The following is an 18,212-nucleotide window of genomic DNA, read 5'->3' as shown; positions in this document are numbered from 1 at the left end:
CGCAACCGGAGCGTGCGCTTTTAGGTGCGTTATGCAGCGGCTTCCCGGTCGCCGTCGGGGATTTGTCGACTCGCTGTGGCTGTCTCTGGCCATAACTTTCCGTGGCGATGGCGCGACAGTCCGGGGTCGAAGTAGTGTCCGGGAACCGGCGTTTGAATCCGGGAAGCCGCAGGCCCTGGCGGGGGTCCAATCCGAGCCAGGGCCTGCCGGTCACATCAGATTCACGATCCGCAGCACCATTTCGCGAAAGGAAGTTCGATGCCATGGAATCGCTATCGTCTCCCCGGCCCCGAGGGGCCGGCGGCGACGAAGCTTGAAATTATCATGTCTCCGTTTTCGCTCCCAGGTTGCGCGCAGGCCGATGACTTGGCTGTCACCGTGCGAGGCGGCTTCCGCGTCGCGCCGGCGGTGGGGCCGCTCGTCACGTCGGCGGGGACGACCGGGGGGTGGCAGGTGACCGCGCCGGTCATCACCGCGGCTGCTGTCGCCAGGGGAACTCAAGCCGTCCACCGGCGAGTTCAGGTCGGCTGAGCAGTCGCGAGCAGCCATACGGCGGTGGCACGCCCAGGGCCGGCTGCCACCGCCACCGCACCCCCCATTCATCGCACGGGCACCGCGATTTACTGCGAAAAGGGCCGCCAACGGCCCGCGGGTTCCCCGAAATACGTGCCCGTTCATCCCCCGAAAGGGTCTGCAAGGACGATGGCAGCATCCGCCACTCGCACCAGGAGCTGCGCCAACTGCGGCAGGACGTTCGAGAAGAAGGTGAGCCCCGGCCGCCCCTCCAAGTACTGCAGCCCCTCGTGCGGCGCCGCACTGCGCCGCAAACCGGCACCTCCTCCCGATCCGTCCCTCGACGACTCCGTCGTCGAGATCGGGCGCCAAGTCCGGAACCAGGCCGGAGACCTGATCTCCGACGTCGACGAGGAGACCACCTCCGCACACCTGCTGCACAAGTACTCCGGTCTCATGCGCCAGTTCGAGGACCTTGAGGCGGCACTGGTGCGTCGTGGCCGGGCCCGCGGCGAATCCTGGGAGGCCATGGGGGACGCCCTGAGTGTCAGCTCGCACCGGCTGCGCAAGAAGTGGACCGCCGAAGCGCTGGAGCGCTGGGAGAAGAACCGGGACGCACGCGCGGCGGTGGCCACGCACACCCGCGGTACGTCACCGCGCGCCGCCCTGTGGCCGGCCGGTACCGCACCGGGCTCCGCCGAGGCGCCGCCGGGTCCCCTGCCCCAACCGGACGCCGCCGCCAATCAGTTGGCCATCAGGATCTCGCGGCTCCAGCGCCGCAGCGGACAGACGATGCGGGAGATCGCCGACTACGCGCTGATCTCCCCGTCCTACCTCTCGAAGATCGCGGCGGGGACGCGGCGCCCGTCCTGGCCCGTCATCGAGCGCCTCGCCGAGGCGTACCGGGTCGACCCCGGGCAGCTGCGTCCCCTGTGGGAGGCGTCCGTACGGCCCGAGCCGGATCCTCCCCCGCCCACCACCGATCCGGAATCAGCGGCCGCGCGCCTGAACACCGTTCTGCGCTCGCTGTACCTGTCCACGGGCCGGCCCGATCCGTGGAAGCGCCGGGACGCCACCGCCGGTGCGCTGAGCGTGGGCACCACCGCCCGTGGCCTCGGCGACCCGCGGGTGCCCGACCGGGACACCACCGGCCGCCTCGTCCTCGCCCTGAACGGCGATCTCTCCGACACCGAGCGCCTGTGGCCGACCGCCACCACGCGCTCCCGGTGACGGTCCTCCGTCCATCTCACCGCCGCCCCAGGGGAGGAACCCGTGCGCCTCACCCATCCCGAACCCCCGGCAGTCGACCTGCCGCCCGCCTTCCTCGCCTTCCACGCCCTGCACCACCCCCACTACCTCGCCTACGCCGGTGCCCACCTGCCGCCCGAGGACGCGACGGCCGCTGTCCGCGAGGCCTTCGGCGATGTGGTGGCCCACTGGTCGGCCATAGTCAGCCATCCCAACCCCACGGCCCGCGCCTGGGAGCACTTCACCCGCTGTATCGACGCCCGCACTCCGCCGCTGCCCCTGAACACCAACCGCACGCTGGAGTATCAGGCGGTCGTGCTGCACCTCATCGCCGGTTGCTCCATTCCCGTCACGGCCGACACCACCGGCCAGCACCCCAGCAAGATCCGCTACCTGCTGCACGCCTGGCACGACCGGACGGCCCGCCCGCAGCGGTCATGACCTCGGGTCGGCGACCCGGCGCAGCGCCCGCGTCTGCTCGGCGAGCGGCCCCAGGCCGACATCGTGTCTGCGCTCGTCCAGGGTCTGCGGCTGCCGCACCGGGTAGGGGCGAAGCGTCTCGGGGCTGACGCGCGTGCCGTAGAACTGGGGTTGGCCCTGTTCCACGGCGCAGTGGTCGGCGATGTACGCGAGGTGGACGGCGGAGCAGCGCCCCTCCAGGACGGCCTCGGCGATCAGGTCGCGGCAGCGGAGCTGGAAGTCCAGATCCGGGGCGTGCAGCAGGATCATCAGCGCCGCCGTCGAGGCGGGGTCGCCCACCTGGTCGGTGGTCGGCCAGCCGTGGGTGCGGACGATGGCCTTGAGCGCCTCGGTGTTGGCGTGGCGGCACTCGACGATGTCGCGTCGGCGCCGCTCGGTGGGTGCGGCCTGGGCCCGCCGCATCAGGTCCTGTTCCTGGTCCGCGCGGCACCGCAGCTCGGTACCGAGGGCGGCCGCCAGAGCGGGGAGCATCCAGGGGACCGCGGGCTCCGGATGCGCGGAGTCGGGACCGGTGCGTACGGGCGTGAGTACGGGGCGGCCCGACATGGGCTTCACGGCGCCGCTCCGAGCCGTAGCGCGAACCACACCCGCTTGCCCGGGGTGCCGGGATCCGCGGGCGCGATGCCCCAGTCGTCGGCCAGCGCGGCCACGATGGCCAGTCCGCGTCCGGACTCCGCGGCCTCGTCCGACGCGTGCATCCGCGGCAGGGCGGGTGAGCGGTCGGCGATCGTCACCCGAAGCTCGGACTCCCGGCAGTCGATGGTGAGGGTGATCAGATCGTCCGGGCCGGTGCCGGCGTGCCGTACCGCGTTGGTGAACAGCTCGTCCGTGGCCAGTACGACGTCGTCCAGGTGACCGGTCGCCGAGGGCAGCCGGCGGAGGTGCTCGGTGACCAGGCGCCGCACGCGAGCGGCCTGAGCGGGGCTGGCGGGGATCGCGGCGTGCAGGCGTGGCGGTCTGCTCATGGAGATCACGGCATGCCCCGTCCGGTGCGAGGGTGACGGCGTGCGGGGCTGTGCTCCGGATGCCGTCATTGATCCTCCTGATGGCCGCAGCGCGGTCGGAAAGGCAAGGGCTGCCTGTGCAGCCAACAGTCCCGTAACCGACCCGGGCCAGGGGGTGTACGGGTTGTCCGGTTGCGGGCGCGTAGTGGCTTCATCGCGACGGCCCGCTCATGCCACGGCCCCCAGGACCGTCTGGGACCGGCGCACGAACTCGTGCACGAGCGGCTCGTGGCGGCGGGAGTCCAGCCGCTTGCGGAAGTCGCGCAGGGCCTGGACGGACCGCTCGCTGTGCACGGTGGTGAGCGTGTCGAGTGCCTCGGAGGCGGTGCCGATGGCCTCGTCCAGCCGGTTCTGCTGAAGGTGGGCCGTGGCCAGCACGGAGCGGCTGATGGCCTGGCGCCTGCGCCGGTCGGCGTTGGCGTTCACCGAGTCGCTCGCCGTGCGCTCGGCCTGGGCGGCGAGCCCCAGGTCGCGGAAGCAGAGCGCGGACTCGGCCGCCAGATAGTGGTCGTCGAGGAAACGCACCCAGGGTGACTCCTGGTCGGCGCCCCGGCTGGCGCCCAGTTGACGCTCGGCCCGACGCAGGGCCTCGCCCGCCCGGCCGGCATCGCCCTGGGCCGCGTGTCCGCGGGCCGACATGGCGTGCAGGCGCATCAGGCCCAGCGGGCTGCCCGCTCCCTTGGCGGTGGCGATGCCCGCGCGGGCCAGGGACACTCCCTCGTCCGGGCGGCCGAGGTTGGTGGCCAGATGGGACAGACCGGCGAGAATCTGCCCGCCCAGCACCCGGTCACGGCTCTCGGCGCACAGCCTCAGCGCCTGGGTCATGTAGCGCTGGGCCAGCCCGTACTCCGCGGCGTCGTAAGAGCTCCAGCCGGCCATCGCGGCGAGCCTGGCCGCGGCGGCGTACAGCAGGCGCTGCTCGGGCGGGGGTGTGCCGCGCCGCTGGAGCATGGGGACGACCTCCGTGGCCAGGTAGTGCACGATGCTGGTGCGGACACCGGCGCCGCCGTAGTGGTTGTCCATCTGGTCGAACAGGGCGATCATCGCGTGCACCTGCTCGACCGGTCCCCCGTCGGACACCCGCGTCGGACGGCCGCCGTCCTGGTCCTCCAGTAACCACAGCAGCCACTCGCGCTGAGGGTTGGCCAGGGCGCCGACGACGAAGGGTGCGGGGCCGAGCAGGCTGCGGCGGGAGATGTCGGTCGAGCCCAGTTCGGCGAGCGTGTGGAGGGCTTCCGCCACGTCCTCGTCGTAGACCAACGACCGTCCCGCGACCGGGCGTTGCTGATCGCGCTGGAAGCCGAGGTCCGCGGGTGACACGGCGCGGCCGAGCCGCTCGGACAGCACCGCGGCGATCAACCCCGGCGTCTCGCCGCGTGGTTGCTGTCCCTGGAGCCAGCGGGTGACCGACGTCTTGTCGTAGTTGGAGTCAAGGCCCTGCCGGTGTCCGAGATCGTTGACCCGGAGGGCGAGTGAGGCATAGGAACAGCCGGACTCCTTCAGCGCGGACGCCAGTGCCTTGTTGGCGCAGGCGTTCCCCTTGCCCTGGCTCCTTGCGTGTCCCTCGGTGACGGTGGCCATCCAGGTCTCGCCTCGCTCGTGTGCGGATACGCCCTTGCCGGTTCCTCAAGTCCGTGCGGACCGCGCGCAGTTGGCCTCGGCGCGCCGACCCGTGCGGCAGGTCCCACGATCACTATGGTTGCCTACACGCTCGATTCGCAACTGGCGTTCTGATAATTTCGATTCGATCCTCATCGCTCTGTCTCTGTCGTCGACCGCGTGGCACACTGCACGCTGTGACGGCCGCTCAGGGAGGTAGAACGTGAGCGAGAACCGCTCGGGCGGCAGCGCACCGACTGTCCTGCGGATGGTCCTCGGCAAGCGGCTGAAGCAGCTGCGGGTGGAGGCCGGTGTGTCGTTCGAGGACGCGGCACGGGCGATCGAGGTCACCCCGCTCACGGTCCGCCGGATCGAGAAGGCCGAGGTCAAACTCCGCATCCCGTACGTGAAGGAGCTGCTGCGCACCTACGGGGTCCCGGCGGAGGAGACCGAGGGGTTTCTCGAACTGGCCCGGAAGGCCAACGAACCCGGCTGGTGGTACCAGTACCGCGACGTACTCCCGGACTGGTTCCAGGCGTACGTGAGCCTGGAGAGCGAAGCCACCGTCATCCGTCTCTACGAACCGCACTACGTCCCCGGTCTGCTGCAGACCCACGACTACGTCACCGCGCTGATGCGGGTCGGCTTCCCCAACGAGTCGAAGGAGGACATATCCCGCCGCGTCGATCTGCGGCTCAGGCGCCAGGACCTGCTCACCAAGCCGGAGGCGCCGGCCGTCTGGGCCGTCCTCGACGAGACGGTGCTGCGCAGGCCGGTCGGCGGTCCCGAGGTGATGCGGGCTCAGATCGACCGGATCGACGAGGCGTTGGACCTGCCCAAGGTCCGGATCCAGATCATGCGGTTCTCGGCCGGTGCCCACCCGGGCGCCTTCGGCCCCTTCCACCACTTCCGCTTCGGATTCTCCGAACTCCCGGACGTCGTCTACACGGAGAACCTGGCCGGCGCGGTCTACGTCGACCGGCCCGCGGACGTCGTCAACTACCTAGAGGTACTGGACCGGATGTCCGTCCAGGCGGAGCCGGTCGCACGAACCAGGGCAATCCTGGCCGAACTGCGTAAGGAGTTGTGACCATGGAATCCATGGACCCGATCTACAGCGGCATGCCGGCCACCGATCTGGGCACCCAGGGCTGGCACAAGCCCTGGAGCGGCACCAACGGCGGCAGCTGCGTCGAGGCGAAGCGGCTGCCCGACGGAAGCGTCGCCTTCCGCCAGTCCACGGACCCCGACGGTCCCGCGCTGGTCTACTCCCGCGACGAGATGATCGTGTTCCTCGAAGGGGCCAAGGCGGGCCAGGCGGACTTCCTGGTCGCCTGAGCGACGCACCACTACGCCCGCACTACCGGACAACCCGCGCGCGCCCTCCTGCCGTGCGGGTTATCCGCTCACACTGAGCGGGTCCGGTGCCCGAAGGAAGTGGTATGCACACGTCGCCCCGCTCCGGCCTCACCGCATGAACCTCCAGGAGGCCCTCACCCGGTGCAGCACTCTCGTCGTCGAGAGCGCCGACGGCATCGGCAGGAGCGAGCTGATCACCGAGCTGGCCGGACACGGCTTCCTGATCAGAGGCGGCGCGGATCGCCTGCACCATGTGGACCCGACCCGGCCGTACCGCGAACTCTTCGCCGGACCGGGCCGGCTGGCGCTCGACGGCAGCATCATCCATGAACTCGTCTACGGGCCGCTGCTGCGCGGCGAGTCCCGTGTGTCCTGGATCCAGGCGCTCGACTTCGCCGAGTCCGTGGCCGAACGCGACGGGGCCCTCATCCATCTGACGGCGCCCCGGCATCCTCCCCGGACCGCCGCCACGGACTTCACCGAGGCGGCCGATGCCTACACCCGGGTGTTCCGCACGCTCTCCCAGCACGTACCCGTCGTCACTCTCGACGCGGGAAGCCCTCGACCGCGCATCCCCCGCGCGTGGTCCCGCACCTCTCGAAGTCGCGGGGAACAAACCGAAGTTGACGGTAGGTTAGTGACCGACCGCGTGACGCACGGCAGGAGAATTCCCATGGCAGACGGCCAGCCCTCCCCCGACCAGGAAGCCCTGTCCAAGATCGACACCACGGTGCCCCACTCGGCCCGTATCTGGAACTACTGGATGGGTGGCAAGGACAACTACGACGTCGACCGGGAGGCGGGCGACGCCTACCGCGAGATCGCGCCGAACATCGAGACCATGGCCCGCGCCTCCCGGCAGTACCTGATCCGCACGGTGTCCTTCGTGGCCGGCGAGCTCGGCATCCGCCAGTTCCTCGACATCGGCACCGGCCTGCCCACCTACGACAACACCCACCAGGTCGCCCAGCGGGTGGCACCCGAGTCGCGCATCGTCTACGTCGACAACGACCCCCTGGTGCTGCGGCACGCCGAAGCCCTGCTCACCAGCACCAACGAGGGCATCACCGAGTACATCGACGCCGACCTGCACGACCCCGAGAAGATCATCGAGGCGGCACGCCGGTTCCTGGACTTCGACCAGCCGGTCGCCCTGATGCTGATGGGCATCCTCGGTCACGTCCAGGACTACGAGGAGGCCATCTCCATCGTCCGTCGCCTGCAGGCCGTGCTGCCGTCCGGCAGTTACTTCGTCCACTACGACAGCACGGACACCGACGCGGAACTCAAGCGCGCCCAGCAGGGCTACGACGACACCGGCGCCATCCCGTACGTCCTGCGCAGCCCGCGGCAGATCGCCGCCTACTACGAGGGCCTGGAGCTGCTGGAGCCGGGCATCGTCTCCTGCCCCCTGTGGCGCCCCGAGCCCGGCATCACCCCCGAGCCCACGGACGTCTACGGCGGCGTGGCCCGCAAGTCCTGAGAGGGACCACCCGGGTCAGCTCCCGCCGCGTGCCGTCACCAGGCCCGACTCATAGGCGAACACGACCAGTTGGGCGCGGTCCCGGGCGCCCAGCTTGGTCATCGCGCGGCTGACGTGGGTCTTGGCCGTGAAGGGGCTGATCACCATGTGCTCGGCGATCTCCTCGTTGCTGAGCCCGCGCGCGGCCAGCGCGGTCACCTCGCGTTCGCGGCGGGTGAGGCCTTCCAGACCGGGGGCGGTGGCCCGGTCCGGGGGCCGGGCCACGAACTCGCCGATGAGGGTGCGGGTGACGGACGGGGAGAGCAGCGCCTCGCCACGGGCCACGACCTCGATCGCCTGGAGCAGATCGGCGGGTTCGGTGTCCTTCAGCAGAAAGCCGCTGGCGCCCGCGCGCAGCGCCTCGAAGACGTACTCGTCGTGGCCGTAGTTGGTGAGGATCACCACGCGGACGTCCGCGAGCGCGGGGTCGGCGGCGATCCGGCGGGTGGCCTCGATGCCCGTCATCACCGGCATCTGGACGTCGATCAGCGCGATGTCGGGCACCTCGGCGCGGATCAGGGCCACGCCGCGCTCCCCGTCTGCCGCCTCGCCGACCACCTCGATGCCGTCCTCGGCCTCCAGCAGGGCCCGGAACCCGGCCCGCATCAGCGCTTGGTCGTCGACCAGCGCGACCCTGATCATCTCGTCTCCCCCAGCCGTACCGGCTCCCCCAGCGGCAGTTGGGCCCGTACCGAGAATCCGCCCTCCTCGCGCGGCCCGGCGTGCAGGGTGCCGCCGAGTGCCGTGACCCGCTCCCGCATACCGGTGAGGCCGATGCCGGGCACGGGCGGCCGGTCCGGGACGGCGTTTCCGTCGTCCTCCACCCGTATCTCCAGTTCCTCGGGGCCATAGGTGAGTTCGACGCGGACCTTCGCCTGCCCCGCGTGGCGTGCGGCGTTGGTGAGCGCCTCCTGGACGATGCGGTACACGGCCCGGTCCACGGTCGCGGGCAGGGGGCGCTCGGTGCCGGTCACCGCCAGCTCTGCCGCCAGTCCCGCCGCCCGTGCCCGCTCCACGAGCAGCGCCGGGGTTCCGGTGGGCTCGTCGGTGCGCAGCACCTCCAGGGTGGCCCGCAGTTCGCGCATCGCCTCCCCGCTCGCCTCCTGGATGGCGAGCAGCGCGGGCGGCACCTCCTCGCCCCGCTTGCGGGCGAGGTGCACGGCGACTCCGGCCTGGAGCTTCACGATGGAGATGCTGTGGGTGAGCGAGTCGTGCAACTCCCGGGCGATGCGCAGGCGTTCCTCCCCGGCGCGGCGCAGGGCGGCCTCCTCCCGGGTGCGCTCGGCCTCCAGGGCGCGCTGTTCGGTCTGGCGCAGATACGCCTGCCAGTTGCGGTCGGCGAGCCCGGTCACCACGGCGCACAGGAACCAGCCCGCGAGCAGCGCGGACTTCTCCAGCACCTCCTGGGTGCCGGGCCCGGTCGCCAGGTACGCCGCCAGGAACACCCCGCCGCCCGCCGCGGCGAGCGCCCGGTGCCCGACCCGGGCCGCGGTGTGCACGGCGCCGATGACGGGCAGGGCGGCCAGCGTCCCCGGCTGGGCGTGCAGGACGTACGCGGCGCCGCTGACCGACGCCACCGCCAGGACGGCGCGCGGTGCCGCCCGGTAGAACCCCAGCGCCACGCAGCCCACGACCATGAGCACGTAGTCGACCGGCGCCGTGTCCTGGTCGAAGGCGGCCGTGGTCAGCACGAGGGCGCCGACCACGACCGCCAGGGCCGCGTCGGCGAGATGCCTGCGTGTGACCGTGATCCCGCTCATGACCGCACAGTAGACGCATCCGCCGACACCGGCGTCAGACCTGTGGACAACTCCCGGACTACTCCCGGCGCAGTACTCCCCGGCCCGGCACGGCCCGGCCGGCGCAGCCGCAACTCCCTTCGGCCGTACGACGACCGGGCGCCCGCCCGCGGCGCACTCTGCTGCCCATGACCACAGCCTTCCGCTACACCAAGCCCCAGCCGCCCAAGGCGGCCACCGGACGCGTCGCCGAGGTCTACGAGCAGCTCTCCCGCGACTTCGGCATCGACGAACCGGTCACCTTCGTGGTGCTGTCCTCGGCGCCGGAACTGCTCACCGCCACCTGGGCGTTGATGCGCGAGTCGCTGATCGCGGGACCGGGCGGCCGGACCGGCAAGGAGATCGCGGCGTTCGGGGTGTCGCAGGCCAACCAGTGCCCGTTCTGCGTGACCGCCCACACCGTGCTGCTGCATGCCACCGGAGACCACGCCCTCGCCGAGCGCCTCGCGCGGGGCGAACGCCCGGAGAACAAGGAGCACGCGCGCGTGCTGGAGTGGGGCAAGGGGACCCGCGTCCCGAGCCCGGCGTCCAAGCCGTACCCCTTCCCGCGGGAGCACGCCCCCGGGTATCTCGGCACCGCGCTGTCGTTCCACTTCATCAACCGCATCGTGTCGGCCCTGCTGACCGAGCAGATGCTGCCCGGCAACGCCGAGCGCTTCCGCGCGGTCCGCAGCCTCGCGGGCCGTACGCTCTCGCGGACCGTGCGCCGCCCGGCCCGGCCCGGTGACGCGCTGGCGCTGCTGGACCGCGCCGACCCCGGCGAGGCCCCCGCCTGGGCGGGTGACACCGCCGTCGGCCCGGCGTACGCGGCGCTGCTCAAGGCGGCCATGACCGGCGCCGACCTGCTCGACGCGGACGACCAGGCCCTCGTACTGGAGACGATGTGGCACTGGGACGGGCGGCACCCGGGGCTCGCCCTGGAGGGCATCCCGGACCGCCGGGAGCGGCCGGGGGCGCGGCTCGCGCTGCTGGCCGCCCTCGCGCCGTACCGCATCACCGACGAGGACGTGGCGGCCTGGCGGCGGCCGGAGCACACCGACCACTGTCTGGTGCACCTGGTGGCCTACGGCGCCTTCACCGCGGTCGACCGGATCGAGTCCGCGCTGAGCCGGTCGACCGCGCGGACATAATCGGGCATTCACCGCGCGACCGGTTGGCCTCCGTCACCGCGCGCGCACGGAGCGAGTTGACACTTCCGCCCCACAGGCAGTCGTGCAACACTGCCGTTCCGTCCGCAGTGTGGACTCCTCCGCACCGTCCCCCACGAAAAGTGCGCCGTGCGCCCCCTTTCACTGCCACTCGCCCTGACCGCCCGCCTGTCCCCCGTCGTGGTGCTCGCCGCGGCGGGCTGGGCGCTGACGTCCGGCCCGTTCGCCCCGGCACCGGCCGCCGACCCCCAGACGCAGGCACAGGAGAAGACGGAGAGTCAGTCCGAATCCGCACCCTCCACGTCCGCCGCGTCGAAGACGTACACCGGCGCTCCCGCGCCCTGCGACAGCGTGTCCTCCAAGACGGTCACCTCACTGGTCCCGGGCGCCAAGACCGCGGGCAAGGAGATCCCGTCGACCGACACCAAGCTGCGCCGCACCTGCTCCTGGAACGCGCTCAAGGGATACGACTACCGCTGGCTCGATGTCTCCTTCGAGATCAAGGAGTCGGATGAATCGGCACAGAACGCGTACGAACAGCGCATCAAGGACAAGAGCGGCGGAGGGGATGTTCCGGGCCTCGGTGACGTCGGCTATTCGGTGGTGAATCTGACCACCGAGGACAAGCAGGAGACCCGCGAGGGCGTCGTGCTGGTCCGGGCGTCCAACGCGCTGGTCGTCGTCACGTACAACGGCAGCGACTTCGAGTCCAAGGGCGCGCCCAGCTCGGACGAGATCAACAAGGGCGCCATCAAGGCCGCCAAGGACGCGGTGGGGGCGCTGGAGGACGGCCAGAAGGCCTGACCGTCCTCCGGCCGGTGCGTCAGACGGTGCTCTCGTCCCGGCCGCGCGCCAGCATCAGCAGGAGATACAGCACCATCGAGGTGCCGAGGCCCACCGCCCAGCCGTAGTCCGCGAGCGAGGACAGCGCCGGGACGGGGGTGCCGTCGATCAGCGGATCGAAGTTCGCGCCGCCGATGGCCAGCACGCCACCGGTCAGGAACGCCACGACCGCCCGCCAGTTCCAGCCGCCCTCGTACCAGTAGCGCCCGCCGGCGCGGTACAGGTCGGTCAGGTCCAGGCGGCCCCGGCGCAGGATCCAGTAGTCGGCGATGAGGATGCCGGCGACCGTGCCGAGCAGACCGCCCACCAGACCGAGCCAGGTGAAGATGTAGCCCTGCGGGTCGGAGTACAGCTTCCAGGGGAAGATCAGCACGCCGAGCACACAGGTGGCGAGGGCGCCGGTGCGGAAACTGATCCTGCGGGGCGCGATGTTGGAGAAGTCGAAGGCCGGCGAGACCAGGTTGGCGGCGATGTTCACCGACAGGGTCGCCACCAGCACGGTCACCAGGGCGAAGAGCAGTCCGACCACGTTGTCGGTCTTGGCGGCGAGTTGCACCGGGTCCCAGATCGGCTCGCCGTAGACGGCCGCCGAGCCGGAGGTGACCATCACCGACAGGAACGCGAACAGCGTCATGGTCGTGGGCAGTCCGAGCGCCTGCCCCCACGTCTGGGCCTTCTGGCTCTTCCCGTACCGGGTGAAGTCCGGGATGTTCAGCGACAGCGTGGACCAGAAGCCGATCATGCCCATGAGGGACGGCCAGAACAGCTTCCAGAAGTCGCCGCCCCAGCCCAGCTTGGAGGGCTGGTCCAGCAGCGGACCGAAGCCGCCGGCCTTGTCGCTCATCCACCACAGCATCACGAAGGCGCCGACCAGCACGAACGGAGCGGCCCAGTTCTCGAACCGGCGGATGGTCTCCATACCCCGGTAGATGATCGCGACCTGGATCGCCCAGAAGATCGCGAACGACAGCCACATGGTCCAGGCGTATCCGCCGATCTTCCCGGCGTCCGCCCAGCCGTCGCCGATCAGCTTCCCGGCCAGGAAGAAGATCGCCTCCCCGCCGATCCAGGTCTGGATGCCGAACCAGCCACAGGCCACCAACGCCCGTACGACAGCCGGGAGGTTGGCGCCGCGGATGCCGAAGGAGGCGCGTGCGAACACCGGGAAGGGGATGCCGTACTTGGGCCCCGCGTGTCCGGTGAGCAGCATCGGCACCAGCACGATGACATTGGCCAGCGCGATGGTGAGCACGGCCTGCTTCCAGTCCATGCCGACCGCGATCAGACCCGAAGCGAGGGTCCAGGAGGCCGTGTTGTGGGCCATGCCGACCCAGAGCGCGGAGAAGTTGTACGTGGTCCAGGTCCGCTTCTCCACCGGGACCGGGAGCAGGTCGTCGTTGGCGTACGGACCGCTGGGCAGCGGGGACCCCGGGGTGAGCTCCACCCGGCCGTCGGCGAGGGTGACTTGGGAGGACGGCGGTATCGCCGTGGGAGCGGTGTCGGTCATGGGCAGGCCAATCAGGGACGGTGGGACGGGAGAGGCCGTGCGGATGGCGCCGGGGGGTGCGCTGAGGGAAGCGTCCTGGCCCCCTTCCCGGGAACGGCGGGAAGGGGGAGCTGTGGGAAGGGAGTTCAGCCGTTGAGCGCGGGGATGACCTGCGCGCCGTACGCGTCGATGACGGCTTCCTGGGCGTCGTGCATGTCGTAGACGGCGAACTGGTCGACGCCCAGCTCACGCAGGGCGGTCAGCTTCTCGATGTGCTTCTCGACCGGCCCGATGACACAGAAGCGGTCGACGATCTCGTCGGGCACGAAGGCGGTGTCGGGGTTGTCGGCGCGGCCGTGGTGCGAGTAGTCGTAGCCCTCACGGGCCTTGATGTAGTCGGTGAGTTCGTCGGGTACGGCGGCGGAGTGCTCGCCGTACTTGGACACCAGGTCGGCGACATGGTTGCCGACCATCCCGCCGAACCAGCGGCACTGCTCCCGCGCGTGGGCGAGCGCCTCGGGCGAGTCGTCCGCGGTGACGTAGGCGGGGGCGGCGACGCAGATCTTCACGTCCCCGGGGTCACGGCCGGCCGCGGCCGCCGCGTCCTTGACCGCCTTGACCATGTACTCGGTGAGATAGAGGTCGGAGAGCTGGAGGATGAATCCGTCCGCCTCCTCGCCGGTCATCCTCAGCGCCTTCGGCCCGTACGCGGCCATCCAGACCGGGAGTTCGGCGCCCTCCTTGATCCACGGGAAGTGGACGACCGTGCCGCCGAGGTCGGCCTCGTCGCCGCGGGCGAGGGCGCGGATGACCTTCATGGCCTCGCTGATCCGGGCGAGGGTGTTGGGCTTGCGTCCGGCCACCCGCATCGCGGAGTCGCCGCGGCCGATCCCGCAGATCGTGCGGTTGCCGAACATGTCGTTGAGGGTGGCGAAGGTGGAGGCGGTGACTTCCCAGGTGCGGGTGCCCGGGTTGGTGACCATGGGTCCGACCGTCAGCTTGGTGGTGTTGGATAGGATCTGACTGTAGATCACGAACGGTTCCTGCCACAGCACGGCCGAGTCGAAGGTCCAGCCGTGCGTGAAGCCGTTGCGCTCGGCCCGCTTCATCAGGCTGATGACCTTCGAGGCCGGCGGGTCGGTCTGCAGGACGAGTCCGAAGTCCATGTGCGCCACTCCTAGTTGAGGTACTGACAGGTGGAGCGGGGGGTGTAGACGCCGTGCCCGGCGCGGCCGGTGTACTCCCGCTCGCTGATGACGACTTCACCGCGGGAGAGGACCGTCTCCACCCGGCCGGTGGTGCGCTTGCCCTCGTAGGCCGAGTAGTCGACGTTCATGTGATGGGTCTCGGCCGACATGACCTGCTCGGCCTGAGGGTCGTAGATCACGATGTCGGCGTCGGAGCCCGGCGCGATGGTGCCCTTCTTCGGGTACATCCCGAACATCCGGGCCGGGGTGGCGCAGGCGATCTCGATCCAGCGGCGGCGCGAGATGTGCCCGTCGACAACGGCCTGGTGGAGCAGGTCCATCCGGTTCTCCACGCCCGGCAGCCCGTTGGGGATCTTGGAGAAGTCGCCGCGGCCCAGCTCCTTCTGGCCGACGAAGCAGAAGGGGCAGTGGTCGGTGGAGACGACCTGGAGGTCGTTGGTCCTGAGGCCCTTCCAGAGTTGGGCCTGGTGCTCGCGCGGCCGCAACGGCGTGCTGCACACGTACTTCGCGCCCTCGAAGTCAGGCTCGGCGAGGTTGTCGGTGGACAGGAACAGATACTGCGGGCACGTCTCGCCGAAGACGTTCAGCCCCTCGTCGCGCGCCCGCGCCAGCTCGGCCACCGCCTCCATGGCCGAGACGTGCACGACGTACAGCGGCGCTCCCGCGACCTGCGCGAGCCGGATGGCCCGATGGGTCGCCTCGGCCTCCAGCAGGGCCTTGCGGACCTCCCCGTGATAGCGCGGATCCCGCTCCCCGCGCGCCAGCGCCTGCTCCACCAGCACATCGATCGCGATGCCGTTCTCGGCGTGCATCATGATCAGTCCGCCGTTCTCGGCGGAGCGCTGCATGGCGCGCAGGATCTGGCCGTCGTCCGAGTAGAAGACGCCCGGGTAGGCCATGAACTGCTTGAAGGAGGTGACGCCCTCCTCGACCAGCAGGTCCATCTCCTTGAGGGTGTCCTGGTTGACGTCGGAGACGATCATGTGGAAGCCGTAGTCGATGGCGCAGTTGCCCTCGGCCTTGGCGTGCCAGGCGTCGAGCCCTTCGCGCAGGCTGTGCCCGACGCTCTGCACGGCGAAGTCCACGATGGTGGTCGTACCGCCCCAGGCGGCGGCCCGGGTGCCGGTCTCGAAGGTGTCGGAGGCGAAGGTGCCGCCGAACGGCAGCTCCATGTGGGTGTGGGCGTCGACGCCGCCCGGGATGACGTACTTGCCCGTGGCGTCGATCGTGCGGTCCTCGCTCCAGTCCTGCGTACCGGGCACGGCGAGGGCGGCGACCCGGCCGTCCTCGATCAGGACGTCGGCGTGGACCTCGTCGGACGCGGTGATGACAAGGCCGCCACGGATTACTGTTTGGCCGGTCATGGGTCCTCTCCCTCGGTGATCGCGTGCGGCTTGGTGGTGGCTGGTCGCGCAGATCCCCGCGCCCCTGGGTGGGATGCGCTGACGGGAGCTCTTACGGCGCCGTGAGCGGTCCGTACGCCCCCGGCGCCCGGTCCCGGTAGAACTGCCAGCGGTCGCGGACTTCTCGCAGCTTGGCGAGATCCAGGTCGCGGACGACGAGTTCGGTCTCCTTGTCGCTCGCCACCTCGCCGACGAACTGGGCCTCCGGGTCCACGAAGTACGTGGTGCCGTAGAAGTCGTTGTCGCCGAGGTCCTCCACGCCGACCCGGTTGATCGCGCCCACGAAGTACTCGTTGGCGACGGCCGCCGCGGGCTGCTCCAACTGCCACAGATAGCGGGAGAGTCCGCGCGAGGTGGCCGAGGGGTTGAAGACGATCTCGGCACCGGCTAGGCCGAGCGCCCGCCAGCCCTCGGGGAAGTGGCGGTCGTAGCAGATGTAGACGCCGATCTTGCCGACGGCGGTCTCGAAGACCGGCCAGCCGCTGTTCCCGGGCCGGAAGTAGAACTTCTCCCAGAATCCCTGCACTTGGGGGATGTGGGTCTTGCGGTACTTGCCCAGATAGGAGCCGTCGGCGTCGATCACTGCGGCGGTGTTGTAGAGGACGCCGGGCTGTTCCTCCTCGTACATCGGCAGTACGAGGACCAGTCCCAGCTCCTTCGCCAGCGCCTGGAAGCGCCGTACGGTCGGGCCCTCGGGGATCTGCTCGGCGTACTCGTAGAACGCCTTGTCCTGCACCTGGCAGAAGTACGGCCCGTAGAACAGCTCCTGGAAGCACAGGACTTGAGCACCCTGCGCGGCCGCGTCGCGGGCCGCCTGCTCGTGTACCTGGATCATCGATTCCTTGTCGCCCGTCCACGCGGTCTGGAAGAGGGCGGCGCGGATCACTCTGCTCATCGGGACCTCCGGTCGCTCGGTGTGCAGCGAGACTAGGAAGTCCGAACGCGGGCTTTGAGTGGCACGGTGTCACGTCTGCGGGCCTCGGGCGTGCCACGGTGTCACCTCTTCGTGGGCCCATGTTTCACCGCCGTTTTCCCAGGTCGTGGCATGTTTCAGCCCTGTTGCGCGTCGTGTGCGAGCAGGGCGATGTGCACGGATGCGGCCTGCTCGAAGTCGTCGAGGTCCACCCCGAGCCGGGCCTGTATCGCTTCCAGCCGGCGATAGAGGGCGGGCCGGGAGACGTGGTGGAGCTGGGCAGTGCGGGACTTGTTGCGGCCGGTGGCGAGGTAGGTGCGCAGGACCGCCAGGAGATCCTCCTGCGGGTCGCCCAGCAGCCCGTCCAGTTCCCGTTCCGCGAAGGACTGCACATGCGGGTCGTCCCGCAACAGCCGTACCAGACCGCGCAGATGGACGTCCCGGAGGCGGACTACAGCGGGCAGGTCGAGGGCGTCGGCCACCGCCTCCGCCACATGCCGGGCCTCGCGCAGCCCTGCCGGTACGTCGTCCCAGCCGGCCCGGGGGTCGGCGGCGGCCACGATCGTGCCGGGCGCCTCCGAGCGCAGCCGGGTGGCGAAGTTGGCGGCGAGCACGGTCGCGTCCTGGTCCCGGGCCAGGCTGAGCAATACAGCTGTTGCCGAGTCGGCGAGCTCGGCGACGATACCGGGCAGCCCCAGCATGCGGAGCACCCGGTCGAGTTGGGCGGGGTCGCCGTCCCGGACGACCAGCGGCACGAAGGTGCGCCGGTTGACGGGCAGTCCGGCGGCCCGTGCCCGGGGCAGCAGTTGGCGGGCCGGTACGACCCCGCTGACCAGGTCGGTGAGCAGGCTCTGCGCGGACTGCTCCTCCCAGGTGCAGGCGGAGTTGCCGCCGAGCATGCGGTGCAGGACCAGCGCTTCGGCGGCCCGGTCGGCGAGCAGCCGTCCGGTGGCGGTGTCGCCGCGGTGGCCGCACAGCACGATCTGGCCCCAGCGTTCGCCGCGGCCGCCGAGTTCGGCGCGGATCCAGCCGTCGCCCTCGCTGCCGCCTGCCTGCCGGGAGATGCGCTCCCAGTCGCGCAGGACGTCGTCCACGGCCGGCCGCTCCCCCGCGGTGGCCAGCACCCGGTGGGCGAGGTTGGTGACGACGACCGGACAGGCGCTGTGCTGGGCGACCTCGTCCAGCAGCCGCTGGAGCGGGGCGCCCGCGGTGATCAGCCCGGTGAGGGCGGTGCGCACCGACTCCGACAGACTGACCGCGGCGAACTTCCGCCGCACCAGCCGGGACTGGACCTCCTCGGTCAGCTCGGCGAAGGGGAACGGCCGGTGCAGCACGACCATGGGCAGCCCGCACCGCTCGGCCGCCCGGCGCATCACCTCGGGGGCGGCCGGGAAGGCGCGGCCGAGCCCGAGGACCACGGCCGCCGCCTCCGCGCGGTGCAGGGAACGGATGTACTCGGCCTGCGCGCTCTCGTCACCGGCCAGCAGCACCCCGGTGGTGAGTACCATCTCGCCGCCGCTGAGCATCACCCCGACATCGGCGGCCTCGGCGACATGCACCCAGCGCACCAGCCGGTCGAGCTGTCCCGCTCCGGCCACCACCTCGGGCTCCCCGGCCAGCACCCGCTCCAGGGTGAGGACCTGACGGACCGACAGGGCGGGTTCCCAGGTGGTGGTCATGGCGGTGC

Annotated in this window: 17 protein-coding genes; 7 read left to right on the top strand and 10 right to left on the bottom strand. The window is 70.7% G+C overall.

From position 1 onward, the window contains the following. Positions 1-702 precede the first annotated feature (702 nt). Both STRCI_RS32880 and STRCI_RS32875 read left to right on the top strand, forming a co-directional pair. Positions 703-1,743, top strand: coding sequence for a helix-turn-helix domain-containing protein (locus STRCI_RS32880; RefSeq protein ID WP_269662596.1), 1,041 nt, complete (start codon positions 703-705; stop codon positions 1,741-1,743). Between the two features lie 42 nt (positions 1,744-1,785). Then, on the top strand, positions 1,786-2,202 hold the full coding sequence (locus STRCI_RS32875; RefSeq protein ID WP_269662595.1) for a hypothetical protein: 417 nt from the start codon (positions 1,786-1,788) through the stop codon (positions 2,200-2,202). Here STRCI_RS32875 and STRCI_RS32870 read toward each other — a convergent pair. The 3 genes from STRCI_RS32870 to STRCI_RS32860 all read right to left on the bottom strand — a co-directional run bounded on the left by STRCI_RS32870 (position 2,197) and on the right by STRCI_RS32860 (position 4,826). Next, the gene (locus STRCI_RS32870; RefSeq protein ID WP_269662594.1) at positions 2,197-2,796 is read right to left on the bottom strand and encodes a DUF6624 domain-containing protein; all 600 of its coding nucleotides are present in this window, start codon (positions 2,794-2,796) and stop codon (positions 2,197-2,199) included. The genes STRCI_RS32875 and STRCI_RS32870 overlap by 6 nt on opposite strands. Further along, entirely contained in the window at positions 2,793-3,206 is a 414-nt protein-coding gene (locus STRCI_RS32865; protein WP_269662593.1) for an ATP-binding protein, read from the bottom strand. The genes STRCI_RS32870 and STRCI_RS32865 overlap by 4 nt, the downstream gene beginning before the upstream one ends. A gap of 207 nt (positions 3,207-3,413) precedes the next feature. Then, the gene (locus STRCI_RS32860) at positions 3,414-4,826 is read right to left on the bottom strand and encodes an NsdA family TPR-like regulatory protein (RefSeq protein ID WP_269662592.1); all 1,413 of its coding nucleotides are present in this window, start codon (positions 4,824-4,826) and stop codon (positions 3,414-3,416) included. 241 nt (positions 4,827-5,067) lie between these two features. Here STRCI_RS32860 and STRCI_RS32855 point away from each other — a divergent pair, with 241 nt between their 5' ends. The 3 genes from STRCI_RS32855 (at position 5,068) to STRCI_RS32845 (ending at position 7,686) form a co-directional block, all read left to right on the top strand. After that, positions 5,068-5,934: a helix-turn-helix domain-containing protein gene (locus STRCI_RS32855; protein WP_269662591.1), complete on the top strand. Its 867-nt coding sequence runs from the start codon at positions 5,068-5,070 to the stop codon at positions 5,932-5,934. 2 nt (positions 5,935-5,936) lie between these two features. Beyond that, a complete protein-coding gene (locus STRCI_RS32850; RefSeq protein ID WP_269662590.1) occupies positions 5,937-6,182 on the top strand; it encodes a DUF397 domain-containing protein in 246 nt (81 codons plus the stop codon). Between the two features lie 694 nt (positions 6,183-6,876). Further along, complete coding sequence (locus tag STRCI_RS32845; RefSeq protein WP_269664712.1) at positions 6,877-7,686, top strand: SAM-dependent methyltransferase; 810 nt, start codon at positions 6,877-6,879, stop codon at positions 7,684-7,686. A gap of 15 nt (positions 7,687-7,701) precedes the next feature. On the opposite strand, the gene STRCI_RS32840 is transcribed toward STRCI_RS32845, so the two are convergent. Together STRCI_RS32840 and STRCI_RS32835 are read right to left on the bottom strand one after the other, a co-directional pair. After that, a complete protein-coding gene (locus tag STRCI_RS32840; RefSeq protein ID WP_269662589.1) occupies positions 7,702-8,367 on the bottom strand; it encodes a response regulator in 666 nt (221 codons plus the stop codon). Beyond that, positions 8,364-9,485, bottom strand: coding sequence for a sensor histidine kinase (locus STRCI_RS32835; protein ID WP_269662588.1), 1,122 nt, complete (start codon positions 9,483-9,485; stop codon positions 8,364-8,366). The genes STRCI_RS32840 and STRCI_RS32835 overlap by 4 nt, the downstream gene beginning before the upstream one ends. Positions 9,486-9,652: 167 nt before the next feature. Here STRCI_RS32835 and STRCI_RS32830 point away from each other — a divergent pair, with 167 nt between their 5' ends. Beyond that, complete coding sequence (locus tag STRCI_RS32830) at positions 9,653-10,654, top strand: carboxymuconolactone decarboxylase family protein (protein ID WP_269662587.1); 1,002 nt, start codon at positions 9,653-9,655, stop codon at positions 10,652-10,654. 147 nt (positions 10,655-10,801) lie between these two features. Next, positions 10,802-11,476: a hypothetical protein gene (locus STRCI_RS32825; protein ID WP_269662586.1), complete on the top strand. Its 675-nt coding sequence runs from the start codon at positions 10,802-10,804 to the stop codon at positions 11,474-11,476. A gap of 19 nt (positions 11,477-11,495) precedes the next feature. On the opposite strand, the gene STRCI_RS32820 is transcribed toward STRCI_RS32825, so the two are convergent. From STRCI_RS32820 to STRCI_RS32800, 5 genes are all read right to left on the bottom strand, one after another. After that, a complete protein-coding gene (locus tag STRCI_RS32820; RefSeq protein WP_269662585.1) occupies positions 11,496-13,022 on the bottom strand; it encodes an NCS1 family nucleobase:cation symporter-1 in 1,527 nt (508 codons plus the stop codon). Positions 13,023-13,147: 125 nt separating this feature from the next. Next, positions 13,148-14,167: a TIGR03842 family LLM class F420-dependent oxidoreductase gene (locus tag STRCI_RS32815; RefSeq protein ID WP_269662584.1), complete on the bottom strand. Its 1,020-nt coding sequence runs from the start codon at positions 14,165-14,167 to the stop codon at positions 13,148-13,150. A gap of 11 nt (positions 14,168-14,178) precedes the next feature. Continuing rightward, positions 14,179-15,573: a dihydropyrimidinase gene (hydA, locus tag STRCI_RS32810; protein ID WP_269662583.1), complete on the bottom strand. Its 1,395-nt coding sequence runs from the start codon at positions 15,571-15,573 to the stop codon at positions 14,179-14,181. A gap of 91 nt (positions 15,574-15,664) precedes the next feature. Beyond that, complete coding sequence (locus tag STRCI_RS32805) at positions 15,665-16,507, bottom strand: nitrilase-related carbon-nitrogen hydrolase (RefSeq protein ID WP_269662582.1); 843 nt, start codon at positions 16,505-16,507, stop codon at positions 15,665-15,667. Positions 16,508-16,662: 155 nt separating this feature from the next. Further along, the gene (locus STRCI_RS32800) at positions 16,663-18,204 is read right to left on the bottom strand and encodes a PucR family transcriptional regulator (protein ID WP_269662581.1); all 1,542 of its coding nucleotides are present in this window, start codon (positions 18,202-18,204) and stop codon (positions 16,663-16,665) included. Positions 18,205-18,212 lie beyond the last annotated feature (8 nt).

Source organism: Streptomyces cinnabarinus, from assembly GCF_027270315.1.
Lineage (GTDB): Bacteria > Actinomycetota > Actinomycetes > Streptomycetales > Streptomycetaceae > Streptomyces > Streptomyces cinnabarinus.
This window is presented reverse-complemented; position numbering and strand designations above follow the sequence as displayed.

What these genes read in the sequence shown, in the direction of transcription:
- STRCI_RS32880 (WP_269662596.1), top strand. Translation starts at nt 703, where the DNA reads ATGGCAGCATCCGCCACTCGCACCAGGAGCTGCGCCAACTGCGGCAGG.
- STRCI_RS32865 (WP_269662593.1), bottom strand. Translation starts at nt 3,206, where the DNA reads ATGAGCAGACCGCCACGCCTGCACGCCGCGATCCCCGCCAGCCCCGCT.
- STRCI_RS32860 (WP_269662592.1), bottom strand. Translation starts at nt 4,826, where the DNA reads ATGGCCACCGTCACCGAGGGACACGCAAGGAGCCAGGGCAAGGGGAAC.
- STRCI_RS32850 (WP_269662590.1), top strand. Translation starts at nt 5,937, where the DNA reads ATGGAATCCATGGACCCGATCTACAGCGGCATGCCGGCCACCGATCTG.
- STRCI_RS32845 (WP_269664712.1), top strand. Translation starts at nt 6,877, where the DNA reads ATGGCAGACGGCCAGCCCTCCCCCGACCAGGAAGCCCTGTCCAAGATC.
- STRCI_RS32840 (WP_269662589.1), bottom strand. Translation starts at nt 8,367, where the DNA reads ATGATCAGGGTCGCGCTGGTCGACGACCAAGCGCTGATGCGGGCCGGG.
- STRCI_RS32835 (WP_269662588.1), bottom strand. Translation starts at nt 9,485, where the DNA reads ATGAGCGGGATCACGGTCACACGCAGGCATCTCGCCGACGCGGCCCTG.
- STRCI_RS32830 (WP_269662587.1), top strand. Translation starts at nt 9,653, where the DNA reads ATGACCACAGCCTTCCGCTACACCAAGCCCCAGCCGCCCAAGGCGGCC.
- STRCI_RS32820 (WP_269662585.1), bottom strand. Translation starts at nt 13,022, where the DNA reads ATGACCGACACCGCTCCCACGGCGATACCGCCGTCCTCCCAAGTCACC.
- STRCI_RS32815 (WP_269662584.1), bottom strand. Translation starts at nt 14,167, where the DNA reads ATGGACTTCGGACTCGTCCTGCAGACCGACCCGCCGGCCTCGAAGGTC.
- hydA (WP_269662583.1), bottom strand. Translation starts at nt 15,573, where the DNA reads ATGACCGGCCAAACAGTAATCCGTGGCGGCCTTGTCATCACCGCGTCC.
- STRCI_RS32805 (WP_269662582.1), bottom strand. Translation starts at nt 16,507, where the DNA reads ATGAGCAGAGTGATCCGCGCCGCCCTCTTCCAGACCGCGTGGACGGGC.
- STRCI_RS32800 (WP_269662581.1), bottom strand. Translation starts at nt 18,204, where the DNA reads ATGACCACCACCTGGGAACCCGCCCTGTCGGTCCGTCAGGTCCTCACC.